28 protein-coding genes, 2 pseudogenes, 1 riboswitch and 1 other annotated feature are annotated in these 25,307 nt (G+C 39.1%); of the genes and pseudogenes, 14 read left to right on the top strand and 16 right to left on the bottom strand.

Annotated features, from left to right (window positions below; translation table 11 throughout):
* Positions 1-248 precede the first annotated feature (248 nt).
* Positions 249-1,121: an NAD-dependent epimerase/dehydratase family protein gene (locus ACN6MY_RS15015; RefSeq protein WP_419880919.1), complete on the top strand. Its 873-nt coding sequence runs from the start codon at positions 249-251 to the stop codon at positions 1,119-1,121.
* 594 nt (positions 1,122-1,715) lie between these two features.
* Positions 1,716-1,822, top strand: a riboswitch (SAM riboswitch).
* Between the two features lie 108 nt (positions 1,823-1,930).
* Positions 1,931-2,086, top strand: a complete 156-nt coding sequence (locus tag ACN6MY_RS15010) for a Fur-regulated basic protein FbpA (protein ID WP_419880918.1) — start codon at positions 1,931-1,933, stop codon at positions 2,084-2,086.
* 334 nt (positions 2,087-2,420) lie between these two features.
* Here ACN6MY_RS15010 and ACN6MY_RS15005 read toward each other — a convergent pair whose 3' ends face one another.
* Positions 2,421-3,449 (bottom strand): YeiH family protein, encoded by a 1,029-nt coding sequence (locus tag ACN6MY_RS15005; protein WP_419880917.1) that lies wholly within the window; start codon positions 3,447-3,449, stop codon positions 2,421-2,423.
* 113 nt (positions 3,450-3,562) lie between these two features.
* On the opposite strand from ACN6MY_RS15005, the gene ACN6MY_RS15000 reads away from it, so the two are divergent.
* Together ACN6MY_RS15000 and ACN6MY_RS14995 are read left to right on the top strand one after the other, a co-directional pair.
* Complete coding sequence (locus tag ACN6MY_RS15000; protein ID WP_419880916.1) at positions 3,563-4,447, top strand: LysR family transcriptional regulator; 885 nt, start codon at positions 3,563-3,565, stop codon at positions 4,445-4,447.
* 314 nt (positions 4,448-4,761) lie between these two features.
* Positions 4,762-5,397, top strand: a complete 636-nt coding sequence (locus ACN6MY_RS14995) for a LysM peptidoglycan-binding domain-containing protein (RefSeq protein WP_419880915.1) — start codon at positions 4,762-4,764, stop codon at positions 5,395-5,397.
* Positions 5,398-5,681: 284 nt separating this feature from the next.
* On the opposite strand, the gene ACN6MY_RS14990 is transcribed toward ACN6MY_RS14995, so the two are convergent.
* Positions 5,682-5,816: a YjcZ family sporulation protein gene (locus ACN6MY_RS14990; RefSeq protein WP_419880914.1), complete on the bottom strand. Its 135-nt coding sequence runs from the start codon at positions 5,814-5,816 to the stop codon at positions 5,682-5,684.
* Between the two features lie 328 nt (positions 5,817-6,144).
* Here ACN6MY_RS14990 and ACN6MY_RS14985 point away from each other — a divergent pair, with 328 nt between their 5' ends.
* Positions 6,145-6,807: a phosphatase PAP2 family protein gene (locus ACN6MY_RS14985; protein WP_419880913.1), complete on the top strand. Its 663-nt coding sequence runs from the start codon at positions 6,145-6,147 to the stop codon at positions 6,805-6,807.
* Positions 6,808-7,317: 510 nt separating this feature from the next.
* On the opposite strand, the gene ACN6MY_RS14980 is transcribed toward ACN6MY_RS14985, so the two are convergent.
* The gene (locus ACN6MY_RS14980) at positions 7,318-8,736 is read right to left on the bottom strand and encodes an amino acid permease (protein WP_419880912.1); all 1,419 of its coding nucleotides are present in this window, start codon (positions 8,734-8,736) and stop codon (positions 7,318-7,320) included.
* A gap of 246 nt (positions 8,737-8,982) precedes the next feature.
* Between ACN6MY_RS14980 and ACN6MY_RS14975 the strand changes: the two genes are divergently transcribed.
* Together ACN6MY_RS14975 and ACN6MY_RS14970 are read left to right on the top strand one after the other, a co-directional pair.
* Positions 8,983-9,837 (top strand): STAS domain-containing protein, encoded by an 855-nt coding sequence (locus tag ACN6MY_RS14975; protein ID WP_419880911.1) that lies wholly within the window; start codon positions 8,983-8,985, stop codon positions 9,835-9,837.
* A 269-nt stretch (positions 9,838-10,106) separates the two neighbouring features.
* Complete coding sequence (locus tag ACN6MY_RS14970; protein ID WP_419880910.1) at positions 10,107-10,436, top strand: hypothetical protein; 330 nt, start codon at positions 10,107-10,109, stop codon at positions 10,434-10,436.
* 67 nt (positions 10,437-10,503) lie between these two features.
* On the opposite strand, the gene ACN6MY_RS14965 is transcribed toward ACN6MY_RS14970, so the two are convergent.
* From ACN6MY_RS14965 to ACN6MY_RS14955, 3 genes are all read right to left on the bottom strand, one after another.
* The gene (locus ACN6MY_RS14965; protein WP_419880909.1) at positions 10,504-11,379 is read right to left on the bottom strand and encodes a proline iminopeptidase-family hydrolase; all 876 of its coding nucleotides are present in this window, start codon (positions 11,377-11,379) and stop codon (positions 10,504-10,506) included.
* A gap of 425 nt (positions 11,380-11,804) precedes the next feature.
* The gene (locus tag ACN6MY_RS14960; RefSeq protein ID WP_419880908.1) at positions 11,805-12,293 is read right to left on the bottom strand and encodes a hypothetical protein; all 489 of its coding nucleotides are present in this window, start codon (positions 12,291-12,293) and stop codon (positions 11,805-11,807) included.
* A 338-nt stretch (positions 12,294-12,631) separates the two neighbouring features.
* Entirely contained in the window at positions 12,632-13,057 is a 426-nt protein-coding gene (locus ACN6MY_RS14955) for a DUF4064 domain-containing protein (protein ID WP_419880907.1), read from the bottom strand.
* 533 nt (positions 13,058-13,590) lie between these two features.
* On the opposite strand from ACN6MY_RS14955, the gene ACN6MY_RS14950 reads away from it, so the two are divergent.
* The 3 genes from ACN6MY_RS14950 to ACN6MY_RS14940 all read left to right on the top strand — a co-directional run bounded on the left by ACN6MY_RS14950 (position 13,591) and on the right by ACN6MY_RS14940 (position 15,503).
* A complete protein-coding gene (locus tag ACN6MY_RS14950) occupies positions 13,591-13,815 on the top strand; it encodes a spore germination protein (RefSeq protein WP_419880906.1) in 225 nt (74 codons plus the stop codon).
* Between the two features lie 104 nt (positions 13,816-13,919).
* The gene (locus ACN6MY_RS14945; RefSeq protein WP_419880905.1) at positions 13,920-14,888 is read left to right on the top strand and encodes a carbohydrate kinase family protein; all 969 of its coding nucleotides are present in this window, start codon (positions 13,920-13,922) and stop codon (positions 14,886-14,888) included.
* Between the two features lie 174 nt (positions 14,889-15,062).
* On the top strand, positions 15,063-15,503 hold the full coding sequence (locus ACN6MY_RS14940) for a peptidylprolyl isomerase (RefSeq protein WP_419880904.1): 441 nt from the start codon (positions 15,063-15,065) through the stop codon (positions 15,501-15,503).
* Between the two features lie 96 nt (positions 15,504-15,599).
* Here the strand turns inward: ACN6MY_RS14940 and ACN6MY_RS14935 are convergent, their stop codons facing one another.
* Positions 15,600-16,055: a DUF6141 family protein gene (locus ACN6MY_RS14935; RefSeq protein ID WP_419880903.1), complete on the bottom strand. Its 456-nt coding sequence runs from the start codon at positions 16,053-16,055 to the stop codon at positions 15,600-15,602.
* Between the two features lie 303 nt (positions 16,056-16,358).
* Here ACN6MY_RS14935 and ACN6MY_RS14930 point away from each other — a divergent pair, with 303 nt between their 5' ends.
* Positions 16,359-16,733, top strand: coding sequence for a nucleotide excision repair endonuclease (locus ACN6MY_RS14930; RefSeq protein ID WP_419880902.1), 375 nt, complete (start codon positions 16,359-16,361; stop codon positions 16,731-16,733).
* A gap of 39 nt (positions 16,734-16,772) precedes the next feature.
* On the opposite strand, the gene ACN6MY_RS14925 is transcribed toward ACN6MY_RS14930, so the two are convergent.
* Positions 16,773-16,904 (bottom strand): hypothetical protein, encoded by a 132-nt coding sequence (locus tag ACN6MY_RS14925; RefSeq protein WP_419880901.1) that lies wholly within the window; start codon positions 16,902-16,904, stop codon positions 16,773-16,775.
* A 230-nt stretch (positions 16,905-17,134) separates the two neighbouring features.
* On the opposite strand from ACN6MY_RS14925, the gene ACN6MY_RS14920 reads away from it, so the two are divergent.
* A complete protein-coding gene (locus ACN6MY_RS14920; protein ID WP_090990573.1) occupies positions 17,135-17,500 on the top strand; it encodes a winged helix-turn-helix transcriptional regulator in 366 nt (121 codons plus the stop codon).
* Positions 17,501-17,841: 341 nt separating this feature from the next.
* Here the strand turns inward: ACN6MY_RS14920 and ACN6MY_RS14915 are convergent, their stop codons facing one another.
* The 5 genes and pseudogenes from ACN6MY_RS14915 to ACN6MY_RS14895 all read right to left on the bottom strand — a co-directional run bounded on the left by ACN6MY_RS14915 (position 17,842) and on the right by ACN6MY_RS14895 (position 20,077).
* Positions 17,842-18,126, bottom strand: a complete 285-nt coding sequence (locus tag ACN6MY_RS14915) for a hypothetical protein (RefSeq protein ID WP_419880900.1) — start codon at positions 18,124-18,126, stop codon at positions 17,842-17,844.
* A gap of 291 nt (positions 18,127-18,417) precedes the next feature.
* Positions 18,418-18,749 (bottom strand): annotated as a pseudogene (locus ACN6MY_RS14910) (LrgB family protein).
* The gene (locus tag ACN6MY_RS14905; RefSeq protein ID WP_419884179.1) at positions 18,746-18,889 is read right to left on the bottom strand and encodes a hypothetical protein; all 144 of its coding nucleotides are present in this window, start codon (positions 18,887-18,889) and stop codon (positions 18,746-18,748) included. Before ACN6MY_RS14905 ends, ACN6MY_RS14910 begins: the two are co-directional and overlap by 4 nt.
* 5 nt (positions 18,890-18,894) lie before the next feature.
* Positions 18,895-19,089 (bottom strand): CidA/LrgA family protein, encoded by a 195-nt coding sequence (locus tag ACN6MY_RS14900; RefSeq protein WP_419880899.1) that lies wholly within the window; start codon positions 19,087-19,089, stop codon positions 18,895-18,897.
* A 375-nt stretch (positions 19,090-19,464) separates the two neighbouring features.
* A pseudogene (locus ACN6MY_RS14895) lies at positions 19,465-20,077 on the bottom strand (LysE/ArgO family amino acid transporter).
* A gap of 194 nt (positions 20,078-20,271) precedes the next feature.
* Between ACN6MY_RS14895 and ACN6MY_RS14890 the strand changes: the two are divergent.
* Entirely contained in the window at positions 20,272-20,481 is a 210-nt protein-coding gene (locus ACN6MY_RS14890) for a hypothetical protein (protein WP_419880898.1), read from the top strand.
* A 300-nt stretch (positions 20,482-20,781) separates the two neighbouring features.
* Here ACN6MY_RS14890 and ACN6MY_RS14885 read toward each other — a convergent pair whose 3' ends face one another.
* Together ACN6MY_RS14885 and ACN6MY_RS14880 are read right to left on the bottom strand one after the other, a co-directional pair.
* Entirely contained in the window at positions 20,782-21,255 is a 474-nt protein-coding gene (locus ACN6MY_RS14885) for a DinB family protein (protein WP_419880897.1), read from the bottom strand.
* A gap of 504 nt (positions 21,256-21,759) precedes the next feature.
* A complete protein-coding gene (locus ACN6MY_RS14880; protein WP_419880896.1) occupies positions 21,760-22,287 on the bottom strand; it encodes a shikimate kinase in 528 nt (175 codons plus the stop codon).
* 156 nt (positions 22,288-22,443) lie between these two features.
* Positions 22,444-22,651 (top strand) — a binding site (T-box leader).
* A 46-nt stretch (positions 22,652-22,697) separates the two neighbouring features.
* Between ACN6MY_RS14880 and tyrS the strand changes: the two genes are divergently transcribed.
* The gene (tyrS, locus tag ACN6MY_RS14875; RefSeq protein WP_419880895.1) at positions 22,698-23,945 is read left to right on the top strand and encodes a tyrosine--tRNA ligase; all 1,248 of its coding nucleotides are present in this window, start codon (positions 22,698-22,700) and stop codon (positions 23,943-23,945) included.
* A 39-nt stretch (positions 23,946-23,984) separates the two neighbouring features.
* Here the strand turns inward: tyrS and ACN6MY_RS14870 are convergent, their stop codons facing one another.
* Positions 23,985-24,764, bottom strand: a complete 780-nt coding sequence (locus ACN6MY_RS14870; protein ID WP_419880894.1) for a hypothetical protein — start codon at positions 24,762-24,764, stop codon at positions 23,985-23,987.
* Positions 24,765-25,307: the final 543 nt, after the last annotated feature.

The following is a 25,307-nucleotide window of genomic DNA, read 5'->3' as shown; positions in this document are numbered from 1 at the left end:
AAAAATCCTGGTGCATCCGGGATTTTTTTTTGCCATCTTGTTATTAATCGTGCAGATGGCAGTATTCGTAAGCGAACTAACTTGTGGGATTTCAAATAGACTGCCAGCTTCTGGGTGTTAATGGTGCCGGAAATGATCTCAATTGGACATAGGGCTATTTTTTGAATAAACTGAATATTAAGTGAGATTTCTCAGGTTTATATGCATAAATGAAAAATACAATTAAGCTGAAAGCAGGGGAGAAGGATATGGAAAAAGCATTGGTACTTGGCGGCACACGTTTTTTTGGAAAGCGGCTAGTAAGCGCTCTTTTGGAAAAAGGAGTGGATGTTACGGTTGCCACAAGGGGTAAAAGCAAAATTTCTTTTGGAGATAAAGTTAAAACTATTTCCTTTGACAGAAATGATGAAAACAGCTTTTTCAGTGCCTTCAAGGATGGCAAGTGGGATGTTGTTTTTGATCAGATTTGCTATACAGCTAAAGATGCCAGGGAAGCAATCAGTGTTTTTGCTGATAAAACAGAACAGTACATATTCACGTCTTCCATGTCAGTGTATGAGTTTTCAGAAGAAATGCTTTCTGAAGGTGATTTTGATCCTTATCATTATAATATTCCGCAAGAACACCAAGATGTTTCTTATGGCGAAGGTAAGAGGCAGGCAGAATCGGTGTTTTGCCAGGAAGCCCCATTCAAAACCGTTTGTGTCAGGTTTCCTATTGTACAGGGAATGAACGATTATACAAATCGGCTAACCTTTCATATTGAAAGAATTGAGGCAGGGAAAGAGATATATTTCAGTAATCCTGAAGCCGCTATTTCTTTCATAACAGAAGAAGAGGCTGGGGAATTTCTATGCTGGGCCGCAAATGCTGGGATTGAAGGCCCAATTAATGCAGTTTCAAACGGCCATCTTACACTAAGGGAAATGCTGGGGCTTATCGAAAACGAAACTGGAAAAAGCTTCATTTTTGCAGATGAAAAAAATCAAGATAATGAATCACCTTATAATTTACCTGTTACATGGGTAATGAGCAATAAAAAAGCAAAAGAACTAGGATTTGCATTTACTGATGTCAATGTGTGGCTGCCGGGGCTAATTCATGATGTGCACCGAAAATAAATAAGTACATGAAAAAAGCCTGATTTCTCAAAAAAAAGGAGATTTCCGGCTTTTTTTAGGCTCTTTTTTTATAGATTGCTGTTATTTGAGGAGTTCTTTGATGCGATTGCATTTTAAATTCGGGTCTATGGTGCAGAAATCAGCCGCCCTGTTGCAGCAGAAAAATTGTATGAAAACAGCCTTTTTATATAAAGGCCAACAAGGAAATCGCAGCAGCCTCGCGGTTTATGAAGGCTATTTTTGAGTAGTAAAATTTACAGAATAAAAAGTCCTGCCAAAAAGTATTGACAGATGAATGCCGTGCTTTTATTATAAGGAATGTAAAAGCGCATACTAAGAAATTCCAAAAAGCAAAGGGGTAAAATATAATGGCATTCGAGTTAGTCTTTAATATTATATATATGCTTTTTTCTTCTAACAAAGATAAAAAGAAATAATATAATACGGGATTTTCTCCTCAAACAATCAAGACAAAGAGAATGAAGATCAAAGAAAGCAAATCTTTATTCTTTACTTAGTGAAGATGTTTTCCCTTTGCTGCCGCTTTCAAGAAAAGCAAAAACATAAGAATTTACTGCTCCATAATTTCATACCGGCTTATCAAGAGAGGCGGAGGGACTAGGCCCTGTGAAACCTCGGCAGCGGACTCCTTTATAGAGTACTGTGCCAATTCCAGCAAGCGTATGCTTGAAAGATAAGAAGAGAATATCATTGTGCATCCGCCTCTTCTTACATTTTGTAAGAAGAGGCTTTTATTTTGGCACCAAGACTGCATTACATGTAATACAGAGAAAGGAGCTGGAAACTCTATGGCTAACCAAACAGCAGAAGCGAGGAAAAGCTGTTTGATTGATACCTTGATCAATCATGGAATATATAAGAAAAACAACGTACATTTATTTCAGCTGACACTTTTGGAACTCGAAGATGAATATGCTAATATTATTGGGAAAAGTGCAGAATAACGGGCTCAATGGGAACATGCCTGTTTTACTGTACCACTATAAGTTGGCACAGTAATAAATGTTGTGTTTTCAGTAAATTGGAACCCTGCATGTAGAGATGTGGAAGTGTTTTTGCAGGAATTCAGTTATTTAACGCGCGTTCCTCCTATGTTTTTGACTCCTTAAGGCCTCGTTGAACCAATTCCCATTACTCCCCGCCACTTGTCATATTTCTTGGGATAGCCTAATAGGTCAGTTATTTCAGCAATTCTATTCCTTCTTTTCCCGTCGTTTATGGCAAGACAGATTCAACAAGGTTAAATCAACACAGGTTAATCTGTGTAGGCAAGAGCAATTAAACTAAATGGAAGAGGTGTATTAAATAATATCCAAGGAATGAAAGCAAGAGGGATCCTATTAAACCAGCTGCGAAAGAAGGAAGCCCTAACCGCTTGAATGCTGAGAGATCAACACTAAGACCGAGACCTGCCATTGCCATTGCAATAAGCATATAAGCCGCCAAAACAGCAAACCTTGATATATAATCAGAAAAAATCCCTAATGTATGGACGGAGCTTGCGGCTATAAAGCCGATAATAAACCATGGTACAGGGAGTTTTCTCCAGTCTCTTTTACTCTGTTCAGGAGCTTTGCTTTTCATAAAAAATCCGATCAGAAGAGCAACAGGAACGAGTAATGCTACCCTGGTCAGTTTAACGATGACAGCTAAATCTACAGCATTCTTTCCCGCAGGGGCGGCTGCAGCAATAACATGGGCAATTTCGTGCAGAGTGCTGCCGGCAAATATTCCATAAGCATGAGGTGAGAGGCCTAGTACTGGATAAAGTAAGGTATAAATCAAAGTAAAAATGGTGCCTAAAATGGCAACAGTAGCTGCTGCTATGGCAGTTACCTCATCTTTTGCTTTAATTTGGGCCGCGATTGCAACTACTGCAGCAGCACCGCATATGGCTGTTCCGCAAGCAGTCAGTACGGCAAGCTCCTTCCCGGCTTTGAACCACCGTGACAGCGAGTATACAGCGGCTAGCGTGAAAGCAATATGTATTGCAGCAAGTAAGAACACCATTGGCCCTGCATGCAGGATATCTGCCAGGTTTAATCTCATGCCGAGCAGAATGATTCCGGTCCGGAGCAATTTTTTGCTTGAAAAATTGGTCCCTGCTCTAATATTTGGAGGAACTGCAGCGGACGCCCTCCAGAGGACCCCAATCAGTATGCTAATGACTAATTGTCCTAATATACTCAAAAATGGAAGCTGCGATAAGTATTTCGCAGCTATGGCAATAAACAGGGTTAGCCCTATACCCAGGAAAAAACCTGAGGTGCTTCGGCCGTATAATTTTTTCAATAGTGTCCACTCCAAACAGATGTTTATAAGTATACTGTAAACGTATTAGTATCATAAGTTAAATATATTTAATCTATAGTAATCATTAAAAAAACTAATGATAAAATAAAATGAAGGGAGGAACTGCAATGATTACAGAATCCATGAAGGTTTTTACAGCTGTGGTTGAACTAAGGAATTTTTCCAGGGCTGCAGAGCTTTTGAATTTATCTCAGCCAAGTGTCAGTGTTCATATTAAAAACCTTGAACATGAAATGGGCGCCAAGTTAATTCAGCGTTCACCAAAGCGTGTCCAAATGACAGAAGCAGGTGAAATTCTGTATAAGCATGCCAAACAAATTCTTTTCCTTCATCAGCAGGCGAAAAAGGAAATAGATGATCTGACAAACCAGGTGACAGGAATGATTAGAGTTGGAGCTAGCTTTACCATCGGAGAATATATACTTCCGAAGATTGTTGCTGAATACACCGGGCAATATCCCAATGTAGATTTTGAAATCAGTATTTCAAATACAGAGGAAGTACTTAACGGAGTGCGTGAGAGCTTATTGGATTTGGGGCTGATTGAAGGTGATTCTTCTTATGATGATATCGAAAAAGAGTTTTTCCTCGATGATGAAATGGTTTTGCTGCTTCCTTCCGCACACCCTTTGTCGCAAAAAAAGGTAATTGAAAAGAAACTTCTTCAAAACCAGATTTGGATAATGAGAGAACAAGGTTCAGGAACGAGGACCTTCACAGACAGATTTATAGAGGAAAATAATATTACTGTGCAGCGGTGCTTCATTTTCAGCAGCAGCCAGGGAGTTAAAGAGGCGGTTATGGCTGGTCTGGGCATTTCTCTGCTATCCCGCTGGACAGTAGGCAGAGAGCTGGAAATGGGAGAGTTGAATATTTGCCGGGTTAAAGGCTGCCCTTTAAATCGGCATTTGTCCTTTGTGCGGCATAAGAAGCATGCACCCTCCAAAGCGATGGAAATGTTCAGGGAAAAAGTATTTAATTTGACATTATAAGTGCATAACTTTCCTATATTCAAATGTTTTTCCTTATGGTATCGTCAGTTAGAATCATTTTCCATATTTTAAATGATCCCATGTATTTTATTTAAACAATACAGTAATAAAGCCAATTATCCTTGCTGACTGGATCTTAACTTGGTTTGTCAAATCTGCAGTATTTGTAGGATTAAGACTGGTTTTCGATATCAAAAAGAAGAAAGCAAGGTAATAGCGGCTTCCATGTATGCTATAGTTTCAGGGTAATAATTATTTTAGAGTTGGAGAATGATTGCTGCTAAAAACATTCAGTATCTATAGGAGTTTTAACTATGAAAAAAATGTCTCAAAAAGTGGCTGCCTCAGCGATAGCTGCATCTATATTTTTTGCAGGGGGGGCTGTGGTAAAGCCTGCTGATGCTTCTGCAGCAGCTGTTTCAGCTTCGAAGTATCAAAATGTAATAAATACGTTCGCTGCTCATTATGCAAAAATTCTGCATAAAGTCGAAAGCTATAAAACCAGGCTGAACCCTGCAAAAACTGAAAAAGAGGCTGATAGCATTTATGGTGAATACATGAATTATCTGGACAAAGCAATAGACGACGAGTCAGACTTAATTGGATTGAATCATGATCTGCAGAAAATGGACGGCTATTTGTATGACACCTTGGTTACCATCTACAACCTTGAAGTGGACACAATTAATTATCTGCAAAAAGATTTATCAAAAGAAGAATATAAAAAAGCAAATGATAAAGCAGTTGCCTTTATAACAAAGCAAGACAGCTTGTTTAAAAAAGAGGCAAATATATATAAAGTAAAGCATCATATAAATTTCAGCAAAGATATGAAATATTTGCTTGACGATGAAACTGCAAGTACACCTCCGGTTAAAAATACCTATACCGTTAAAAAAGGGGACTCCCTGTATCAGATTGCAAAAAAATATCATACAACCTCTGCATAACTAAAGAAGCTCAATTCCCTTAAAAGCGATGCTCTTAAGATTGGACAGGTATTAAAGGTTCCAGTCCAGCCTGCGGCAGTAAAGACATATATCGTAAAAAAAGGGGACACCCTAAATGCAATCAGCAAAAAAGTGCATGTATCAGTTGCAGCTTTAATCAAAATAAATTCATTGAGAAATGATCATTTATCCATAGGACAGGTTTTAAAATTAAGATAAAAGGCTGAATACTACCAAAAATCAACTGGACATGGATTCTTCCATGTCCAGTTGATTTTTATTAATTAATACCCAGACCAGCACACCGCACCAATAATGATCAAAAGAATGAACAATACCACGATAAGTGCAAATCCGCTTCCATAACCGCCAGTTGCTACTGGAGCAGTATACCCATATCCGCATCCGCCAAAGCACATAATAAATTCCTCCTAATAAGTTTTTGAAGAATGCCTTATGCAATTCCTCCATATACCCTATGTCAGAAACAGAGATCCGGTTTGGACGGTGACCTATTTTTTATTTTTTTCAGTGTTTTATTTAGAAGGATAAAAGGTGCAGAAGGCTGCTGAAGCGGCTATACTGGATGTATCAGTTTTTTCAGCGCTGATATTTAAATTGCACTTGAAAAGTGGCAGGCGGCTATGCAGCGGCATAGCGGATGCCGGAAGCGGAAATAAACAGGCAAGATCCACAAATCCATAAAAAAAATCCTGTATAGAAATATGCAAATTTGAAGGAGTTAGTATGAATTTAAAGAAATTATTAGCAAAAGGGTATGCAGTGAGCATTTTTTCAATTGTTGTATTTGGCCTGATTTCTATTTTTGTTCATGGAGATAAGGTAAAAGGGTTTGATGATTCCATTATTTCCTTCGTCCAGGGATTCGAAGCACCAAGGCTGACTGGGATCATGAAATTCTTTTCCTGGATTGGATCTACTGAAATCGTCGCGATTCTTTCCATCCTGATTTTATTAGTATTATATAAGTTTCTGCACCATAGGCTTGAACTAATTCTGTTTATTGCAGTCATTGGCGGCACAGCTGTGCTGAATCAGGTTTTGAAAATGTTATTTCATCGTTCCCGTCCAAGCCTGCATAGACTTGCGGATGCCCAGGGCTTTAGTTTTCCAAGCGGTCATAGCATGGAGGCTGTAGCTCTGTATGGTATTCTGGCATTTTTGCTTTGGCGGCATATTCCTTCTGCATGGGGAAGGAGAATTCTTGTTTTCCTCAGTATTTGTATGATATTAGCAATTGGCATCAGCAGAATCTATCTGGGTGTCCACTATCCAAGTGATGTAATAGGCGCCTATTTTGCCAGCATTTTTTGGCTTACTGTTTCTATTTGGATCTTTCAAAGATATAAAGATCGTCAAGCGGGAATTAAGAACAAAGAAATTGAGTGATATTAAAGAGAAGATACCTATCTACATAGGCTTACAGACATCCAAATATTTTATTTAAGATTCCTCTTGTCTCTGGTTTAAGAGCAATAAGCAGTGATTGTTGATAATTATACTGACCGGAATAAAATCAGCCGTGGCCATTAAGCTGATAGAATTGGGAATTACCTTCGGAGACCTGAAAACGTTCAAGACAGTGCAAGATGCGCTGGAAAATATTAAGCAGATGCAGGGCAATAACTGATGATATTTTGAAGGTTTGCAGCATGAAAAAGCCTCCCGCTCCCGGAGGCTTTTTGCCGTTTTAAACACTGTTAAAATTAAGCTCTAAAGGCGGAGAACTCAGGTGGCGTTCCGCCGGGCCTCCTGACAGCTTGTATAATGCACTTGTCCGGATGTAAAGCTAATCCCTCAGGAGCCGTACATGTTCCAATCTGCCATGCATTTTAACAAAGCCTATAGGGCAGATGTTACATCGTTCAGCCTCAAAACTCAGCCCCTTTCGCTTAAGGTTTATGCAGAAAGCTTTGTTGATGGGGCTGGAGCTGCTTTTGGTGTTATCCGTTTATAAAAGACAATGCCGCTGGCAAGCAGTGCCATTCCAAGTATGAAGGTTTTAAGATCCGCTGTACCTGCATAGATGACCCAAAGGGAGTAAATGGTTGATAATCCGGCAATGATTCCATCCTGTATTCTGCTTTTTAGGGTGTGATAGGTTTCACCAGTCACCACCAGCTTCAGCTGAAAGACCGAAGAAATAAAATAAGGAACCAGGTAAGATAGGGTTGCAATGATAATAATAAAATCAAAGGCGGAAGAAATCGTATTGGATACGGTAGAAAAAATAAACAACTGGCCCAAAATGTTATTAACCACTAATGCGAATACAGGAATCCCCTTTTTATTCACTTTCATAAAAGCCGGCAAAAACAATCCTTGGCGAGCTGCCTGATATGGCACCTCTGCACTCAGCATCACCCAGCCGATGATTGAGCCGAATAAGCTGATTAATCCGATGCCAGCAAGCACTTTTCCGCCCAAAGGACCGCAAATGGCAGTCATTGCATCAATCAGCGGCTTATTGGAGGATACAAGCACATCATTTTGCAAAACACCCATAACTAGCGTGCTGATGCCAATGTAAATAGCAAGGGCAACAAGCATGCCAAGTGTTGTGGCTCTTTTAACATCCAATTGCCTTTTGGCGCGGGATGCAAAAACAACGGCAGATTCCACTCCGATGAATGCCCAAAGTGTTTTGACGGCCGCATGGTTGATTTGACCGAATATCCCGACTTCATGTCCATTTTCACCCGTTATTGGAGCGGCAAATGGAGTTAAATTAGCTTTTTGGAAGGCAAATAGTCCGATAATAATGAAAAGAAGAAATCCCGCTACCTTTGCTGCTGTTGCCAGGAAGTTAAGTTTTCCAGCTGTTTCAAGCCCTTTTAAAATGATGAAGTGAACTCCCCATAACAGGATGGTGCAGACTGCAAAAGTTATGGCATTTCCGGTCTTAAGCGTGAAGCTTCCTATTGTGAATAAAGCTTTCTGATTGACCATGACTGGAAAGAACGTGCTCAGATAGCCGGCAAATGTGGTGACAATGGCAACATTTCCTGCCCAGTTTCCAATCCAATAACCCCATGAAGACATAAAGCCTGATAGGGTTGATGCTTGAGAACCAGGCTTGAAAAGTTCCTTTGCATAAATTTGGGGGCCCCCGGATAAATCAGGCTTTCTAATAGCAAGGTTTCCAAATACAAGGGCTGTCATTAGCACGCCTAACCCAGTAATCAGCCATGCAGACATAACTCCGGCAGGGCTTGCTGCTTCGCTCAAGGATCGGGGCAGCATAAATATGCCTGAACCCACCATATTTCCGATAACAAGAGCTGATAAAATCCAAAAACCAAGTTTTTTATTATTCATTTTGCTTCTCCCTTTCTAGTTGTTTTTATAGTAATCAGCAGGAGATTTATGTTTTTTGTTCAAATAGTATAGTATGTGGTTTAAATGTGTGAGAATTTATTCATTTACCTGTAATAATATACGGCGATAATGCTTTTAAGTCAATGGAAATATTTTAGTTTGGCAGAGTGATGAAGGAATGTCCGGGATATTGGCTGAGAGTTGCAGGGCCAGAGGATTGGCACCTCAATAAGCAGATATGTTAGAATGAATTTACATATTAGAGGTGATATGATGAATGTAGTAAATATGGATAAGCAATTGCAAAGAATAACAGAAAGCATTTTAAGTAAAAAAGCAGAACTTGCACTGCAGCGGAAAAATGATAATACAGGAACATACACTGTAAATGAAGCCTTGAAAAAATGGAGAGAAAATTTAATAGAAATATATGCAAATTCTATTTATAAAGATAAGCAAGATACATTTGAACAGCTGAAAAAGTGGGGAGACAATGTTGTCCATCTGCTGGTTGACATGCAGCTGCCGCTGGATTTAGCCATAGAAGAGGTACGGTATTACCGGAAAACCATTGGTGAAATTATAAAAGATGAATCGATTGCCTGCCAATTTGATTTAGAATCTTTTTTTAATAATATTTCCAGGTTTGATTCAGTTGTAGACCAGGCTGTACACTGGCTGAGCCTTTCTTATGCCAGGAGCCATGCTGCAAGCTTGATTGTGGCCGAAAAAGCAGTTTATGAGCTTTCCATCCCGCTAGTAAGGGTCACTGAGGAAATTGGTGTTCTTCCTCTTGTGGGGGACTTGGATACCAGAAGAGCTCAGCAGCTAATGGAGCGGGCCTTAGCGCTTGGTACAGAATACAATTTAAAGGTCATCATCATTGATCTATCAGGCGTTGCTATTATCGATACCATGGTTGCCGACCAGATTTTTAAAGTCATCGCATCCCTGAAGCTTGTTGGAATTTCAGCAAGATTAACAGGAATCCGTCCAGAGATTGCACAAACCATGGTGAATCTGGGCATTGACTTCAAGGATATCCATACCTTTTCCAGTCTGCATCTTGCTGTTAAAGATATTATTACAATACAAGAATAAAATATATTAAAAAGCTGACATATTCCCTGTCAGCTTTTTTGTTTATCAAAAACGCATTGATAATCCTGCTATCTAATGGAGCACAATCCTTCGCCGGTTCAATTTAAAATGAGGCAGGGGAGCCGTGAGCCTCTCCATCATAAATATGGCCTAAAGCGCAATTCAGCTATAAGGATTTATAGTTAAGTATGATTCATAAATATTTCAACAGACGGCCGAATAGGATGTAATAACAGATTTTTTCAATTCAGGAAAGCAGGTATCGAGAGATGAAGGGGAAAATACATCGGTGCAATTGCCAGCAGCTGTGGTCGGTACAAACCAGAAAATCTAAAATTACAGCAAAATCGGTGCTTCTTCAAGGTGAATGGCTTACTGAAGTGAAACCTTGGAGAACATCTAACCCAAAAGGCTTTGTTTCGACGCCTTACAGTGTAAATATTATAATAAATCCTGCGAAAGAACTGCTGGAAAATTTCGAACAAGAGGAAAAGCTGTTATATGATAGGCAAAGAGTCCGGTTTAACCTGACAGCAGGAGAGCATTTATATTTTGCCAGTGACGGATCCTGCTATGTGCTGAAAATCAGGACAACTTGAAGTGCTGTTGTTTCATCGAAACAGCAGGCCGAATTTGGACTATTTTAAAACCGGCCTGCTTTTGTTTTTATTTTTCAACATATTTCAAAAATTCTTTCACTGCCCTTAAATATTCTTCATTTTCCTCAAGATATGGCATATGTGCGCTTTTTTCAAAAACATGGAATTGTGATCCTTCCACAAGTGTATGGTAATACGCCGTAGATTCTGGTGTTGCTTCATCATATCTTCCGCAGGTAAATAGTGCAGGTATACTGATTTCATGAAGCTTTGTTGTTACATCAAAGTGTTTGAGTGTGCCTGTCGGGGAAAATTCTGAAGATCCCCACATGCTTGTATACACCTCATTGTTCGATCCTTCAGAGCTTTTCTTTAAAACTGCCGGCCATGGTGATATCCGGCATACAAATTCCTGGTAATAAGCTTTCATCGCTTTTTTGTATTCTTCTGATTCTGTTGTCCCGTGTTCTTCACAGTGTGCGAGGGTATTCGTAATTTCAGCAGGCAGCTCTTTTAGCAGCCGGTCAGCATCGCTTTTCCAAAGTTTTGCGCTTAGGCAGGGGCTGGAGAAGATGACACTTTGGACTGCTGCTGGCTTTCGTTCTAATAAATAAGCAGCGGCAAGCATTGTACCCCATGAGTGGCCTAGAAGGTGGACTTGAGGGAAACCGAGAAAAGTAATGACACAATCAAGCTCCTCGATAAATCGGTTCAGATTCCATAACTCAGGCTCTGAAGGCCGATCTGAATTCCCGGACCCCAGTTGATCATAATATATAACAGGTCTATCTGCAGTGATTGCATCAAGGGCAGTCAGCGGATCATGTACAGAACCAGGTCCGCCGTGGAGAACCAAAAGAGGAGTACTGCTGCTGTTTCCACCGGCTATACGATACCAGACTTTGCCCCCTGGTACTTCAATAAATCCAACATCAATATTCATAATATCCGCTCCTTTGCCTTTTTTCATTTTGCTTCGGCACTCCATTGCCCCATGAGTACCACTCATTTTCATACATATTAGTTCAATGTCTAAAATTTGCCTTCACAAGCTGAAGTGTTTTTTCTTGGCTATTTCTCAGGTTTTCGATTCCGTCAAATAAAGGTTGTTAGAAGTACAGGTTTGTGTAAAGGGTGTTTCATAATTGAATTATGTAAACTTGTTGTTCACCCTAGATATGTAAATGTTCTCTTCTATCATAACAGGGAAAACTTTAAGAAGACAAGCAGGAGAGGGCATGTAAAATCCAGCTGTTTTTGAATTGAAAAGAAACTAAAAAATAAAAAAGAAAAAGTATTTGGCGGGCAGGATATTTTATTCTGATTACACCGCATTATACTTTTTCTTATAGCCTTGACGCACCGCGGTTAAATCCGTGAGCTTTGCTGCGGAAGACGATATCTTAAATCTGACGTTAAAAATACACCAACTGGAGGAAGGGTTTTGCTTGATTGAGCTAAAAGTTTTTTTCCAGCCTCAGGATAAAGTTTTGTATTGACATCAGCCGAAGCCACCCATGTGCCAGATTGCCCTGCTTGAGGCGATGGGTGCTTCATGACGAGGCGGCCGCTTAAGAGAAAATGGCGGGTACTGATAGGAGCGTCATCAAACATGGTAAGATTTCCTGTGAAGAAAGCATATGGAGAATTAAACGTAATCTGAAGAGCTCCTTCATTCCAATATCCTTCTATGGGCTGGGGTTTACCGCGAAAATTGATTGTGCCGCTTACCTTACGGCCGCTTATCGAGTTAATAGTTAGAAAACCCCAAATGACTGGCCTTCCGGCAATGTCAGCATGTATGGACCATATCGATGGAGAAGGCAGGCTGACACTTGAATCTTGAGGATTCGCCAAATGTAATCTCTCCTTTTTAAAAAAACTTGGGTAAGGCAGAAGAACGCTACAGTATATGCAGCATGCTGGAAAAGATTTATAAGTCTTTGCTTTGGGCTGTTTTGAGATCATAAACATCCATAGAAAGTGATTCTGGAAATGAGCTATCAACTCGTAAAAATAAACCCCTCAGTTCAGACAGCGATAAGTGGCATTGCCATTCACTTGAATGCTGTTTCCTTCTGACGGATTTACTTCCTGATTATCCAGGGAAATAAATATAAGCCTCTTGCCAGCAGGTGCGGCAGAGGCTTACTTACTTTTCAGAGTCATGGAGACTATTTATTAAAAGGAATCATTCATGGTTGAAGATATGCGTTATTATCTTTCCGGGCAAAGCTCATAATTCCTGCAATTAAGAACAAAAGAGCAGGAAGGAACCCGACTCCCAAGGAGATAAGTCCAATAGCCGCAGTACCTATTAGAAAGCACGAGCCAGCTACTTTTATTCGCTGCCTTTTAAGAAACAGAACCCCCGCCAGGCCAGCGCCTGCTCCTAATAAAGAGGAAATTGTAAGCATCCAGCCCATTTTATTCACTAAAGAAAGTGTTTCATTCAGATCAGCAGTATCAATGGAAGGATTACTGGAGACCGCTGTGTCAATTTGATTTTGCAGGAAATCCGTATTAATGTCGATGACAAGCATCAAAATGCCTAAAAGGGCTAAAAGTACAGATAAGACAATTCCTATAATTCCTAAAATAGATTCGGCTTTTCGTTTCATTCGTTGATTCCTCCTTATGACTGTTTTAAAGCGTGTACGGTTTTGTTTTCATGGCGATTGGACGGAAATTGAGCTGCAGAAGGCAATCAGATTCTTATTAACAAATATTTTCTGATTATAACAACAGTTATAAAACTACCAATTTTTGTAATAAAATTTAATATTCTCAATAGATTGCAGCAATGGAAGATTCCGTTTCATCAGCCTATGATGAGTTATGATTTTGACTGTCCAAGCATGTATATGCAAAACAATGGGAAAGTATCATTACTTGTATTGTTTTTATAAAAAATACAGACATGTTCATCAAACAGATTATTAAGTTGTACATACACTAATGGAAAGGCTCTTTTCTAAAAAATTGTTGTTTATTAATGGTTCTATGAGGCGATCTCATTTTTAAATTAGGTTGATTGGAGCGCAAGGTGAGAGACTCAGCTGAGGCAGGCTCACCGCCTGTAATAAGGAAAGCGAGCATCCTGGAGAGGGATCAGCCGCCTTGTTCCATAGCAGCAAAGTTTACGAAATAGCCAATGGAAAAGAAGGGGAATATTATGAAAAACAGCATACAAGTTGAGAATTTTGCAGTTAATGAGATTTCCGGGAATGCGAATATTAATTTTGGCCGAACAGTCCAAAACAGCCATACAGCTAATTTTAAAATTGCTGGCTTATGCCAGACATTCGGGAGTTATTCACCAGCGTATTGCTGTATGAAAACGTTCGTTTCTGAATTAGTAAAAAAAAATGACGGGTAAGCAATCCTTAAAATACTTTTGGTAAAAGCCCTGTTAATTTACACATTTGAATATTTAACTTATAGTTGTAGCTAACATAAGAATATTCAGGCGGGGTGTAAAATATGGGAACATTATTTTCAATCGGTGAACTGTTAATTGACTTTATCCCTATTCAAAAAGGGAGGGAGCTTAAGGACGTAGCAGCATTTGAACGTGCTCCGGGCGGTGCTCCTGCAAATGTCGCAGCTGCAGCAGCTAAATGGGGAGGCAGGTCATCGATGATTACCAAACTCGGTGAAGATGCTTTTGGAGATTTTCTGCTTGAAACTTTGAAAGAAGCAGGTGTAGAGACAGAGTATATCAAAAGGACACGTGAAGCCAATACCGGCCTGGCTTTTGTATCATTGAGGGAAGATGGGGAAAGAGACTTTTCCTTTTACCGCAAACCATCTGCAGACTTGCTGCTTAATAAAGATGAAATAAGCGGTATTGTCTATAACAAGGGTGATATACTTCATTTTTGCTCTGTTGATTTGGTTGAAAGCCCTATGAAGCAGGCCCATTTTCACACGATTCAGCAGGCGAAAACTGCAGGAAGTTTAATCAGTTTTGACCCAAATGTGCGCCTGCCTCTTTGGGACGATCCTGAAGAGTGCAGGTCAGCTATCCTAGATTTTATCCCGATGGCACATATTGTGAAATTATCTGATGAAGAATTGGAGTTCATTACAGGAATATCAGACGTTGAACAAGGAATTGCTTCTTTATTCAAAGGAGATGTCCAAGCTGTAGTATTTACAAAGGGAGGAAGCGGTGCAGATCTGTATTTAAAAAATAACAAATTCACTTCAACCGGGTTTGCCGTTGAAGTTATGGATACAACAGGTGCAGGCGATGCTTTCATAGCAGGACTTCTTTTTAAACTTTTGGATAAAAAGGCAGAATGCGGGAACCTCGGACAAATATTTGAAGACCATCAAAAAGAAATCCTTGATTTTGCCAATGCTGCAGGAGCACTTACAACAACAGGAAAAGGTGCTATTTCTGCACTCCCAGACAAAGCAAAGATCGAAAGACTTATCCGCGGATAGGCTTATTAAGCGATTTTAAGGTGAATGGTTTGTTAAGGTGTGGTTTGTTTTGAAATTCACATTAAAAAAGAGCTTTTCAGCTTGTATTCTTCTAAAGGAAGGCACAAGACTTTTCTTTCCTCGAAAAATAATGGTATTATAGGGACTGATTCAATTATAAAGGAGATGTTTTTAATGGCTAAAAAAGGATACATATTGATGGAAAATGGAGAAAAAATCGAATTTGACTTGTTCCCAAATGAAGCGCCTAATACGGTAGCAAACTTTGAAAACCTTGCAAATACAGGATTTTATAATGGAGTAATCTTCCACCGCGTCATTCCGGGCTTTGTCAGCCAGGGAGGAGATCCGACTGGAACTGGAATGGGAGGCAGCGGCACAACAATCAAGTGCGAAACAGAAGGCAATCCTCATAAGCATGAAGCAGGGAGCTTATCAATGGCACATGCAGGCAAAGACACTGGATCAAGCCAATTTTTTGTAGTACATGAGCCACAGTCGCATTTAAATGGTGTTCATACTGTATTCGGAAAAGTGACGTCCGGACTTGAAACAGCAAGAAACATGAAAAACGGAGACAAAATGGAAAAAGTCGAAGTTTTTGACGCTGAATAATCCGAGTTAAAGAGAGGGAGCAGATGCTTCCTCTTTTTTTAGGCTGTTTTCGTTCGATAAAAATCTCTTTTTTCTTAGAAGAATCACGAAGATTATTTATTTAGTATTACCGATGGAAGATAAATCTAATGCCTTTTTGAGTTCATCAGAATTTTTTGAGCCTATTATAACAATGTCTCCTGAAGCTAACCTTAATTCGACACCCTCTCTTCCTGTAATATTATAAAGGTGTTCTCCATTTAGATTAATACGAATCCCCCAACCTCCAAAACGTTTTAGCGAACTAAAAGAAACACTTTTATAATCCCGAATACTTTGATAATGAAAAACCCGGTATCCGAAATTGAAGGGGACAAATTTTATATATAACCCATCTCCACGGACTTCAGTTATCAACTTAACTTGGAACGCTAATAAGGGTATTATCAGACCGAACAAAACCCAAGTTATTACCAACTCAATATCCGACGCCGGTTTGTCTCCGAATTGAATTCCGTAAATAATCTGTTGGATAAACCCCCACCAAAAAATGCCTGAAACCAAAATTATCACTATGATATATAATAATTTTCTTGGTCGTTGAACTTCCCGATATAAAACAGAATCACAGTCTTTACTAATTTTTATCCACTCCTTTCTTGTTAAACAAAATCTGCTCTTTTAGTTAAATATAGGCTACTATAAAATAAAATACCATAAAAAGTAAAAATTGTGTTATTAAGGTAGAAACAATCCTTACGAAAGAGCCTAAAGAAAAAAGCCTTTTTTTGTGAAGGAAAACCTTAATGCGCGAATGGATTTTCATGCTGTCATGTGTTACTATAAATCCTTAACTAATAAGAGGACGTGAACAAATTGATAAAAATACAAATACCGCAAACCGATATTTCAATTAAACAAAGAAAGCAGCAGGCAGAAGAGGGAGAACATGAAATACCAAGCATCAGCGGCTTTATTGATCTTCATGAAATACCAAGGGACAAAGCCGGAATATTCATGTTTTTCAATAGGGATGACGAGCTGCTTTTCACAGGGAAAGCAAGAAAGCTGCGCCAGCGAGTAAAAAAGCATCTTGAAGATGCAGTTTCGCCTGTTAAAAACCATCGTGCTGAAATTTACAGAATTGATGTATGCATTGTGGAAGACCCGACAGACAGAGAAATATATGAAACCTTTATTATTAATGAATTAAAAGCGAAATACAACATCGATAAAGTATTTTTCAGATAATAAAAAAACCAGGGAGATGCCTAAGCATCTCCCTGGTTTTTATTCATCGATTGTTTTATTGTTTGACAAAGGCGCTTTTTCTGATTTAGGCTTCCAATTTTTCAGTTTTCCATTCAAATAATCTTTAAGAATGAAACGTTTCTTTTTGCGCTTTCTCTCTCGATTCTTCATGGAAAGTCACCACCATTTTTTGAAATCGTTAAAGGTGTAGCCTCTTCATTATACCTCTTTTTCATATCTCGCTTAAAGTTTTTGTGTTTTCTTTTGTCTCTCTGCTTAGCAATTGAACCTAAATTCTTAAGCCAGCGATAAGCTTACAAAGCTGGAGGAAATGAAGGGGCAGTTCTTATACAGGGCCATAAAGGCTGTTATATGGTATCATCATAGCTGGAGGTGCAGATATGTCCCGGATGCAAGATAAAATGTTTAACTGTGAAAAAGAGCTTACTCTTTCTGTAATAGGCGGAAAGTGGAAAATGCTGATACTGTGGCACTTGGGGAAACAGGGAACAAAGAGGTTCGGGGAGCTTAAGGCCCTCATGCCCGGCATAACCCAAAGAATGCTTGTCAATCAGCTTCGCGAGCTGGAAGAAGATTTAATTGTTTCAAGGAAGGTTTATCCAGTCGTCCCTCCCAAAGTGGAATATTCGCTGACAGAGCAGGGCTGGACACTTATGCCAATCCTTGACTCCATGTACAGCTGGGGGAAAAATTATATGGAAACAGTACTGGAAAACAGCATAGACACATCAAAGTCAATTAAATAGATAACAAAGGAAAATCTCTGCATGCAGAGGTTTTTTATTTTTGGCTTTGTTAAAGGACATGGTTGATTTCTGCACTTTGTTGATTGCAGCGGATTCGCTTGACTCCTGGGGGATTAGCGTAACAGGCGAGACCCCACAGGAGCCAAGCTATGAGGAGGCTCGGCGAACGCCCCCGGGAGTATTGCGTGTGTAGCGGAAATCAACAGGCAAGTTTAACAGAGTCTTATTTTTGAAAAAAAGAGCTATTTGATGGGGAAGTAAGTTTTTTGGGGTTACATAGTATTATAGCAGGCAGTAAAATGACCATAAAAAAAGAAGCCCTAAAGAGCTTCGTAGGCACTTTAGAGCTGAAATTTCTGTTTTTGCAAAAGGTAACAGTTTATAGCTTCTTCGGAGATCGTGATTTTTCTGGCAATATAACCTGCTGGATCGTCTGTTTCATCTGCAAGGTCATCTTTAATAACAGTACAAAGCATTGAAGAAACTCTAGTTAAATGATCAATGATATTTAACAATTCTACTTCTGTATCACTAGCATTTGACATGGTTTCCCAAGTTGATATTAGAGTATGAAGATTATCAAGCCTTTTGGCTGCAATTTGAAGTTCAGAAAAAGAGATGCTCATATTTAAATGCCTCCTTTTTTTGGGTATGTAGTTATATTTATTCAGGAGGGTACAGATAAATTCTTAGTTGCGAGATCAAATAGAATAATTTTTGCTGATTTACCAGGATAATGGCAGAATAAAGGGGGAATTATTCAGAAAACCGGACTAAAAAACAAAATGAAAAACAACTTTTAAAGCTTGAATTTCTTATAGCATAAACGATGAACCTCTTTTGTGATGCACATTAGGATAAGGAAATAGGATTTTAAAAAAAATGCTCTTTCTGTGATCAATTAACAGGCAGATGTTCTAATGAAAAAGAACAGAAAGAAGAATAATGCTGTTAATAGCAGCAATTACAATTGCCAAACTAGCAAATGTGCCTTCTAGTTCTCCGATTTCATAAGCCTTTGAGGTTCCTGCACGTGCTCCCATTCCAAGAAGAAGCCCCATAGCGGGGTGTTAATATGCGTCAATCGCATTAATATTGGCCCTAATACTGTTTTGGTCAATCCTGCAATGATGACATATACAGCTATCATGGCAGGTACTCCTCCAATAGAAGATGATATATTCATAGCGATTGGAGTGGTGATCGAACGCGGTACCAAGCTTATAATCAGAGAAGGGCTGAGCTTCATCCATGTGTCAAAAGGATAGAAGAGTCTATTGCCGTAAAGGCTCTTAACGCAATTACCAACATGATTTTTATAACTTGGAGGCCCATGATTTTCTTATATTGGATGAAGCGAACAGCAGAAGGGATAAAGAATAGCAGCATATCAGCTATAAGCCAGGATGCCCCAAGTTCTGCTCTACCCATTTGATTTTTATCCATTTAAGCTGCAAGAATAAAAATAATAGCAGCAAGCCAACAATGCTACCAGGGATAGGAAAATGCAGGAAACCGGACAAAATCTCTCCGGCAGCCAGAAAAAGGGAAATAAAAATAATTTGAAGCACTTTTTTTATCCATTTCATTTTTGATAAACATCACCTTCAATTAATATGTGAAGACATTCACAAAATAACAACGGCAAATGTGCAGCATCTGCAATAATCTTGCATATGAAGTTTCACTGATTCGAAATAGACGAAAAAAAGAGTTCTAACCCTCCGTTCAAGAAAATTCCTTAAGAGGCTTTTATGAAAGCTACCGTGGTTCTGCTGTTACTAATGTACCTCTATTTTCACTACTTTTTAGTAATAGCTGCAATCAAGAAAGGAAAGAAATATGTCTTCCCTTTTATATCATAAGCTTTGTTAAAGCTCTATGTTGATTTTTGACCAATTGTTGATTGAGGGGGAGGTGCTAGACTCCTGCAGCCGGAAATCAATAAATTTAACAGAGTCATATCATAAAAGTGATGCACCCAGATAAATGGCGGTGCACCACATTACTAGTGCAGAAACTTTATTCAGCAAATTCAGAATTTTTCCGGACTGATCAAGTTTGCCAGTTAATCGGCCAGCTATGCCTAGTCCATTGATCCCAAAGCCAGGATACAAAAATGCTCGTGCAGCCAAATGCCAATTTTGAAGCTCCTTCATAATGCAGGGAGCTGGTACCGATCACTCCAGCCGTATCCAATATGGCATGAGGATTCAGCAGGGAAACAGATAAAGCAAAAGTTATCTGTTTTTTGGCGCTTAATTCTGAAACAGCTGCGCCTTCAGCAGGTTTAGGTTTGCTTTTCCATGTTACAAATCCCATAAAAATCAAGAAGAAAATGCCCCCAGAATAGAGTGCAAGCTTAATCGGTGTGTATTCCAAAACCATGACGGAGACACCTAGTATTGCTATTGAGATGAGCAAGGTGTCACATATTGCTGCCGTTAAAATGACAGGCATAGCTTTTGAAAATCTGGGCTGAAGGGCTCCTTGATTGAATACAAATATATTCTGGACGCCTAATGGAAGGATTAAGCCAAATGAAAGGATAAAACCATGGATAATTGCTGCAAGCATGGATGAACCTCCGGGTTTTTAAGATACTTATAGTGTAAAGCATGGATGGGAAACTGTCTTTAAGCGAATAAATAAATGTACGGGTGCCATAAAAAGGGTATTTTTCCTGAATTGAACTGAAGCAAAAAATCTAAAGCAGGTGAAAAATGGATATAAGTATCGAAGTGTATATGAACAGCAAGGGAGGAAGGTTTATGAGAAAGAGCTCTTTCTCAGTAAAGCTCTCTGATTATAAAAAAAATCCAGATGAAACGGCAGCGATTTCTGCATATGAATGGATTCAGAGGATTAAAGAAGAACATGCAGAATTCACCGTTGACAAAGTAATTTACAATGGTGAGCATGACATCACAAGGATTGTGAGACAGCTAAAACCAGTTTTTCCGGATAACCTGCCTTTTTAATAAGCATGCAGTATGAGTAGGGTGCAGCTAATTACCAATACGCTCAATGGCCGATATTGATGCTTTTGCTAAAGAATTGAAAGGTTCTTATAGTCTGTCTGTATCTCTGCTTTTCGAAGTGGTTCAGCGCCCATATAATAATTAGAAAAGACAGCTATGAAAAGAAGCTGCCTTTTTTTGATACGTTTTGTTAAAGTTCTATCCGGTTTTGTCCAATAATTGAGCGGCGCGAAAAGCAAGCATTAATTAACATAAAAGAATAATAGAACTTTCAATAAAATAACAGAAATTGCTGTTACCTTATTGTGATGAAATTTTTCTATAAATGAGTTTAATGGTTTCAATATGCATTGCTTCATGAAAAAAACTAAATAAGAATGCTTCTCCGGAAGTATATAGCTTTATGCCAGCTTTATTTGTGAATGGTTCAGGAAATTTTATATCCATGCTGCTTTCAAGGAAAGAGCGGATCCTGCTTTTTTGCTTTGAAAGTTCATCAGCAATCTCTGACATCGAAGGCGGAGCATCCGACCAGTCAGCAGGCTTTGAACCGGCTTTAAAAAACTCTTCATATTCTTCCGGCAGGCCGCCTTCTTTACCTAATAGCCCAAAAACAAGCTTTTCCTGAATAAAGGCAATGTGCCCGAAGTTCCATCGGATGCTGTTGTTAAAGCCCTCTGGGACGATGTCTGCCGTTTCTTCCGGAAATTTTTTTATCAAGTTCTCAGTAATGCCGCGAACGGTTTCCATATGGCGGAAAATCAAATCTTCCAAAAAGATCCCTCCCTATAATCAGACTGTTTTCAATCCTGTCTGCCAGATTGAATATAACATAATGGTGGAATCGATTAAAAGAAAAATAAAAGAAAGAGTAGCAGTGTCTGAGAAAAACTCAGTCAGCCTATCATGTGCAATTCTTTTGGCCTATATGGAGCGTCAAGATTAACAATGAAAGGATAGTAAAGCTGGCGGCCATTAGTAGAAAGCAGAATTATTAAACAATCGAAGCAGGCAGCAGTTATTTGCCTTGCGTTGCTGATATTTGTTCCTATATTCTGGAATTTGATATTTTCATGGTAGCTATAAAAGATTCGATACATTTGTTTACTTGCAAACTCTTAATGAATCCCATGTTTCTGGATAAAGGTTGCCAATCTTTCTCCTGCAATAATAAAAAAAGAGAGCAGCGAATAGAACAGCGCCTGCAGCTGGATTAAAAAAAGAAGGAATTTGCGAATAATGGGAGGCGGGCAATCCTTAAACTTCCAGTGATATCTGTTATTCTATTATTTTTGCTATGGCAGCTGCTGCTTCTTCAGCGTTCAAAGTATCTGCGGAAATTTTATGATGGTGATAGGTGTATATTTCCTGGCGGGCTATAAACAGCTTGCGTATTTGCTCCATCGTTTTGTCTTGCAGGACAGGCCTGGTGCCGATAATTAATGGAATTCTTTCTTTCCAGAAGTCCCAGGACATCTCAATAAAAATAACAGTGCAATGAGCCAGGCATATATCCCGGATTTCTTTTTGCAAAAAGGCGCCGCCCCCCACAGAAATAACGTACATCTCTTTTTGGCTGAAGCGTCTGATTAACTCTTTTTCTTTTTCACGAAACGTCTTCTCGCCATATTTACTGAAAATTTCTGCGGCAGGCAGCTGAAATTCCTTTTCTATTTCCTCATCAATATCAACGAAATTTCTATGAAGCATTTCAGCCAATTTTTTTCCGGCCGTAGTTTTGCCGGCACCCATAAATCCTATTAATACAATACTTTGTACTCCCGCAGGAATTATATTATGTTTCATTCCGAACCCTCTTTTCAGTCATCAGCACTTTAAAGTAATAAAAGTATAGTATATACAAAGGATTTTGTAAAAGCCTTAATAGATCAAGAATAAATATTTGTTAATTGATTGTTATTTTAAAATATTCAAGGTAGAATATAAAGAAAATTCAAAAACATACAAGTTATGACAGGAATTAGTAGTTTCTTATCTCCCTGTAACAGAGAGCTGGTGGGTGGTGCAAACTAGCATAAAGATAAGAGCGAATTACCTCCTTGAACTTTTTCTGTGAACAGCAGTAGCAGGAAACGGGCGAATCGTTATTCGCAATGAGCGGAAGAGAAATCTTCACAAAGGGTGGTACCGCGTTAACCACGTCCCTTTTTTAGGGGCGTGGTTTTTGGTGTTTTATAAAATAGGAGGAATGAAAAATGGATGAGGGTATGGATACAATGACAGTTGAGCTGCAGGCAGAAATGGAGAGACAGTTTGAAATATACCGTGCAGGAACTCAAGAAATTATTCCGGCACATGAACTGAAAAGTAAAATAGCAAGGTCATTGATTACGAAGGTTCCTATGAAAGTGAAGCTGGGTCTGGATCCTTCAGCTCCTGATGTTCATTTGGGCCATTCGGTAGTGCTGAATAAATTAAAGCAGTTCCAGGATAACGGTCATGAGATACAGCTCATCATCGGGGATTTTACAGGAAAAATTGGTGATCCTACCGGTAAATCTTCTGCCAGGAAGCAGCTGACCACCCAGGAAGTGGAAAAGAATGCCAAAACCTACTTTGAACAATTTGGAAAAGTGCTGGATATGGAAAATGTGAAGGTTTTCTATAATTCAAAGTGGCTGTCAAAGCTTAATCTGGAAGACTTAATTTCTCTATCAGCTAAGATTACGGTCGCACGCCTAATTGAAAGAAACGATTTCTCAGAGCGTTTAACCAGCGGCAAACCGGTTTCACTTCATGAATTTTTTTACCCTCTAATGCAGGGATATGATTCAGTTGAACTGGAAACAGATATAGAGCTTGGCGGCACAGATCAGCATTTCAATGTGCTGATGGGGCGGCATTTGCAGGAGCAGTATGGAAAAGAAAAGCAGGCAATTATGCTGCTTCCCCTGCTTGAGGGTCTTGATGGAAAGGATAAAATGTCAAAATCAAAAAATAACTACATAGGAATAGAAGAAGCACCAGAGCAAATGTACGGAAAAATCATGTCAATTAATGACAGCCTGATGATCAAGTATTTCGAGCTTGTGACGAATTTATCTCCTGAGCATAAAAGAAGCATAGCTACTGGGCTTGAAAATAGCACCCTTCACCCGCGGGATGCCAAAATGCTTTTAGCCAGAACTATCGTCAGTATGTACCATAGCGAAGAAGCAGCAGAAAAAGCCGAAAAACATTTTCAGAGTATTTTCCAAAAAGGAGGGCTTCCGGATGAAATGGATTCTGTGGGGTGGGAAGGTGGAGAGATTGTCCCTATTATTGATCTTTTAGTGACATTACATCTGCAAACCTCAAAAAGTGAAGCCAGAAAAATGATAAAAAATGGCGGGGTTCGGATGAATGGAGAAAAAGTATTCAACAATGAATTGAAAGTGCTGATGACGGAGGAATTTGTGCTGCAGGTTGGTAAGCGGAAGTTCCTTAAGGTAATGCCATCTTAATCAAGAAACCCGGCTATACGTATAGCCGGGTCTCCACTTTCAATCTTTGACAATCTTGGATGGGTTATTGATTTTATACTTAGCTGGGACATCGAGGATGAATTCTTCTTCAGCATCTTTTCCTTTAGGCAGTGTTTTGGCGACAATTTTTCCGTCAAAGGAAAGTGATTCGCCAGGTGATAGCTCGAATTTTTTCAGGGTTTTGCTGTATGAGCACCAGGCAATTCCCGCTTCGATAGGCTCGTCCTGCTGAATAATAACATGTTCAAGTATGACAACTTCCTCATTTTCTTCTTTAAAATGATTATATGACAGGGCAAATTGTTTCACACGAGCAGTAAAGTGAACCTTCTCCTCAGGAAGCTCAAGCTTAGGTGCTTTATCTTTTTTTGATGAGGGAGCTGGCGCATTAACCGTTTTTTCCTTTGGCGGCGTTTTAGCAGGGGCAGCCTTTGCGCGCACTGGCTTAACAGTTTCTTCATCAGGAGATCCTTTGGTTTCTTTCCCGAAATTGGGAGACTGCATGTCCTTTAGAAAGTCCGGGAAAATGCATGTCAGGTTTCCATCCTGGAATTCAACAACGAGGGTATTAAATTGACCAGTTACACCGAATTCCTCATAGCCTTTAATGGTAACAAGGCGCTGGTAGGTTTTATCCTTATACCAAAATTCCCTTTTTACTTCCTTGGTGGAGCTTAGCCCCCATTCTCTTACTTTTTCCCCGTAGTGTGACTCATCTATGAATGTTATGTAATCTTCTTTTGGAGGCACATAGCCCGTTAAGCTGGAATCTTCAATATGCGGCAGTGTAATCGCCATAATTTCCACTTCCTTTCCTTTTTATAAACTGGAATATTTCATAACAATTTTTCATTTTCGTATTGCTTGTTTAATTGCCTCTATAACTCGTAAAATAGAACAGAAGAATTTTTTATACTTTCTTAGTGCATTTATTTTAACATGCTTCAATAAAGAAAGGTAAGTTTACATAACTGATGTTTATGGCGCAAAATTTTTCAATAATATATATTCAGGATTGAAGGTAGGTACAAATGACTCTGCAAGCATACACGGGTTTTGATGCAAATATAAAAAAGGTTCCGCAATTTTAATGAAGCTTCAACAGCCATTCTTGGCTTAATGAGCCGATTTATCGGAATCAATACGCTTTTCATAGCAAAAAACGATAAAAAGACAAACAATATCCTGAAGGTAGTGAACAAAAATAACCTATTGCTTGAGGAAGGTTCATCTTGGCCCTTTGAAGAAACATTCTATAAATTGAGTGTGCAGCAGACACGCTTCAATTAATGAATAGCCAACAAATAAATTAAATAATGATGAGTAAAAGTCTGAGTTCTC

Source organism: Peribacillus sp. B-H-3, assembly GCF_048572925.1.
GTDB lineage: Bacteria > Bacillota > Bacilli > Bacillales > DSM-1321 > Peribacillus.
This window is presented reverse-complemented; position numbering and strand designations above follow the sequence as displayed.

Bases quoted from the DNA above. Each gene is read 5' to 3' on its own strand.
- ACN6MY_RS15015 (WP_419880919.1), top strand. From the start codon at position 249: ATGGAAAAAGCATTGGTACTTGGCGGCACACGTTTTTTTGGAAAGCGG.
- ACN6MY_RS15010 (WP_419880918.1), top strand. From the start codon at position 1,931: ATGGCTAACCAAACAGCAGAAGCGAGGAAAAGCTGTTTGATTGATACC.
- ACN6MY_RS15000 (WP_419880916.1), top strand. From the start codon at position 3,563: ATGATTACAGAATCCATGAAGGTTTTTACAGCTGTGGTTGAACTAAGG.
- ACN6MY_RS14995 (WP_419880915.1), top strand. From the start codon at position 4,762: ATGAAAAAAATGTCTCAAAAAGTGGCTGCCTCAGCGATAGCTGCATCT.
- ACN6MY_RS14990 (WP_419880914.1), bottom strand. From the start codon at position 5,816: ATGTGCTTTGGCGGATGCGGATATGGGTATACTGCTCCAGTAGCAACT.
- ACN6MY_RS14985 (WP_419880913.1), top strand. From the start codon at position 6,145: ATGAATTTAAAGAAATTATTAGCAAAAGGGTATGCAGTGAGCATTTTT.
- ACN6MY_RS14980 (WP_419880912.1), bottom strand. From the start codon at position 8,736: ATGAATAATAAAAAACTTGGTTTTTGGATTTTATCAGCTCTTGTTATC.
- ACN6MY_RS14975 (WP_419880911.1), top strand. From the start codon at position 8,983: ATGAATTTACATATTAGAGGTGATATGATGAATGTAGTAAATATGGAT.
- ACN6MY_RS14970 (WP_419880910.1), top strand. From the start codon at position 10,107: ATGAAGGGGAAAATACATCGGTGCAATTGCCAGCAGCTGTGGTCGGTA.
- ACN6MY_RS14965 (WP_419880909.1), bottom strand. From the start codon at position 11,379: ATGAATATTGATGTTGGATTTATTGAAGTACCAGGGGGCAAAGTCTGG.
- ACN6MY_RS14955 (WP_419880907.1), bottom strand. From the start codon at position 13,057: ATGAAACGAAAAGCCGAATCTATTTTAGGAATTATAGGAATTGTCTTA.
- ACN6MY_RS14950 (WP_419880906.1), top strand. From the start codon at position 13,591: ATGGAAAAGAAGGGGAATATTATGAAAAACAGCATACAAGTTGAGAAT.
- ACN6MY_RS14945 (WP_419880905.1), top strand. From the start codon at position 13,920: ATGGGAACATTATTTTCAATCGGTGAACTGTTAATTGACTTTATCCCT.
- ACN6MY_RS14940 (WP_419880904.1), top strand. From the start codon at position 15,063: ATGGCTAAAAAAGGATACATATTGATGGAAAATGGAGAAAAAATCGAA.
- ACN6MY_RS14925 (WP_419880901.1), bottom strand. From the start codon at position 16,904: ATGAAGAATCGAGAGAGAAAGCGCAAAAAGAAACGTTTCATTCTTAAA.
- ACN6MY_RS14920 (WP_090990573.1), top strand. From the start codon at position 17,135: ATGTCCCGGATGCAAGATAAAATGTTTAACTGTGAAAAAGAGCTTACT.
- ACN6MY_RS14915 (WP_419880900.1), bottom strand. From the start codon at position 18,126: ATGAGCATCTCTTTTTCTGAACTTCAAATTGCAGCCAAAAGGCTTGAT.
- ACN6MY_RS14905 (WP_419884179.1), bottom strand. From the start codon at position 18,889: ATGCTGCTATTCTTTATCCCTTCTGCTGTTCGCTTCATCCAATATAAG.
- ACN6MY_RS14900 (WP_419880899.1), bottom strand. From the start codon at position 19,089: ATGAAATGGATAAAAAAAGTGCTTCAAATTATTTTTATTTCCCTTTTT.
- ACN6MY_RS14890 (WP_419880898.1), top strand. From the start codon at position 20,272: ATGAGAAAGAGCTCTTTCTCAGTAAAGCTCTCTGATTATAAAAAAAAT.
- ACN6MY_RS14880 (WP_419880896.1), bottom strand. From the start codon at position 22,287: ATGAAACATAATATAATTCCTGCGGGAGTACAAAGTATTGTATTAATA.
- tyrS (WP_419880895.1), top strand. From the start codon at position 22,698: ATGGATGAGGGTATGGATACAATGACAGTTGAGCTGCAGGCAGAAATG.
- ACN6MY_RS14870 (WP_419880894.1), bottom strand. From the start codon at position 24,764: ATGGCGATTACACTGCCGCATATTGAAGATTCCAGCTTAACGGGCTAT.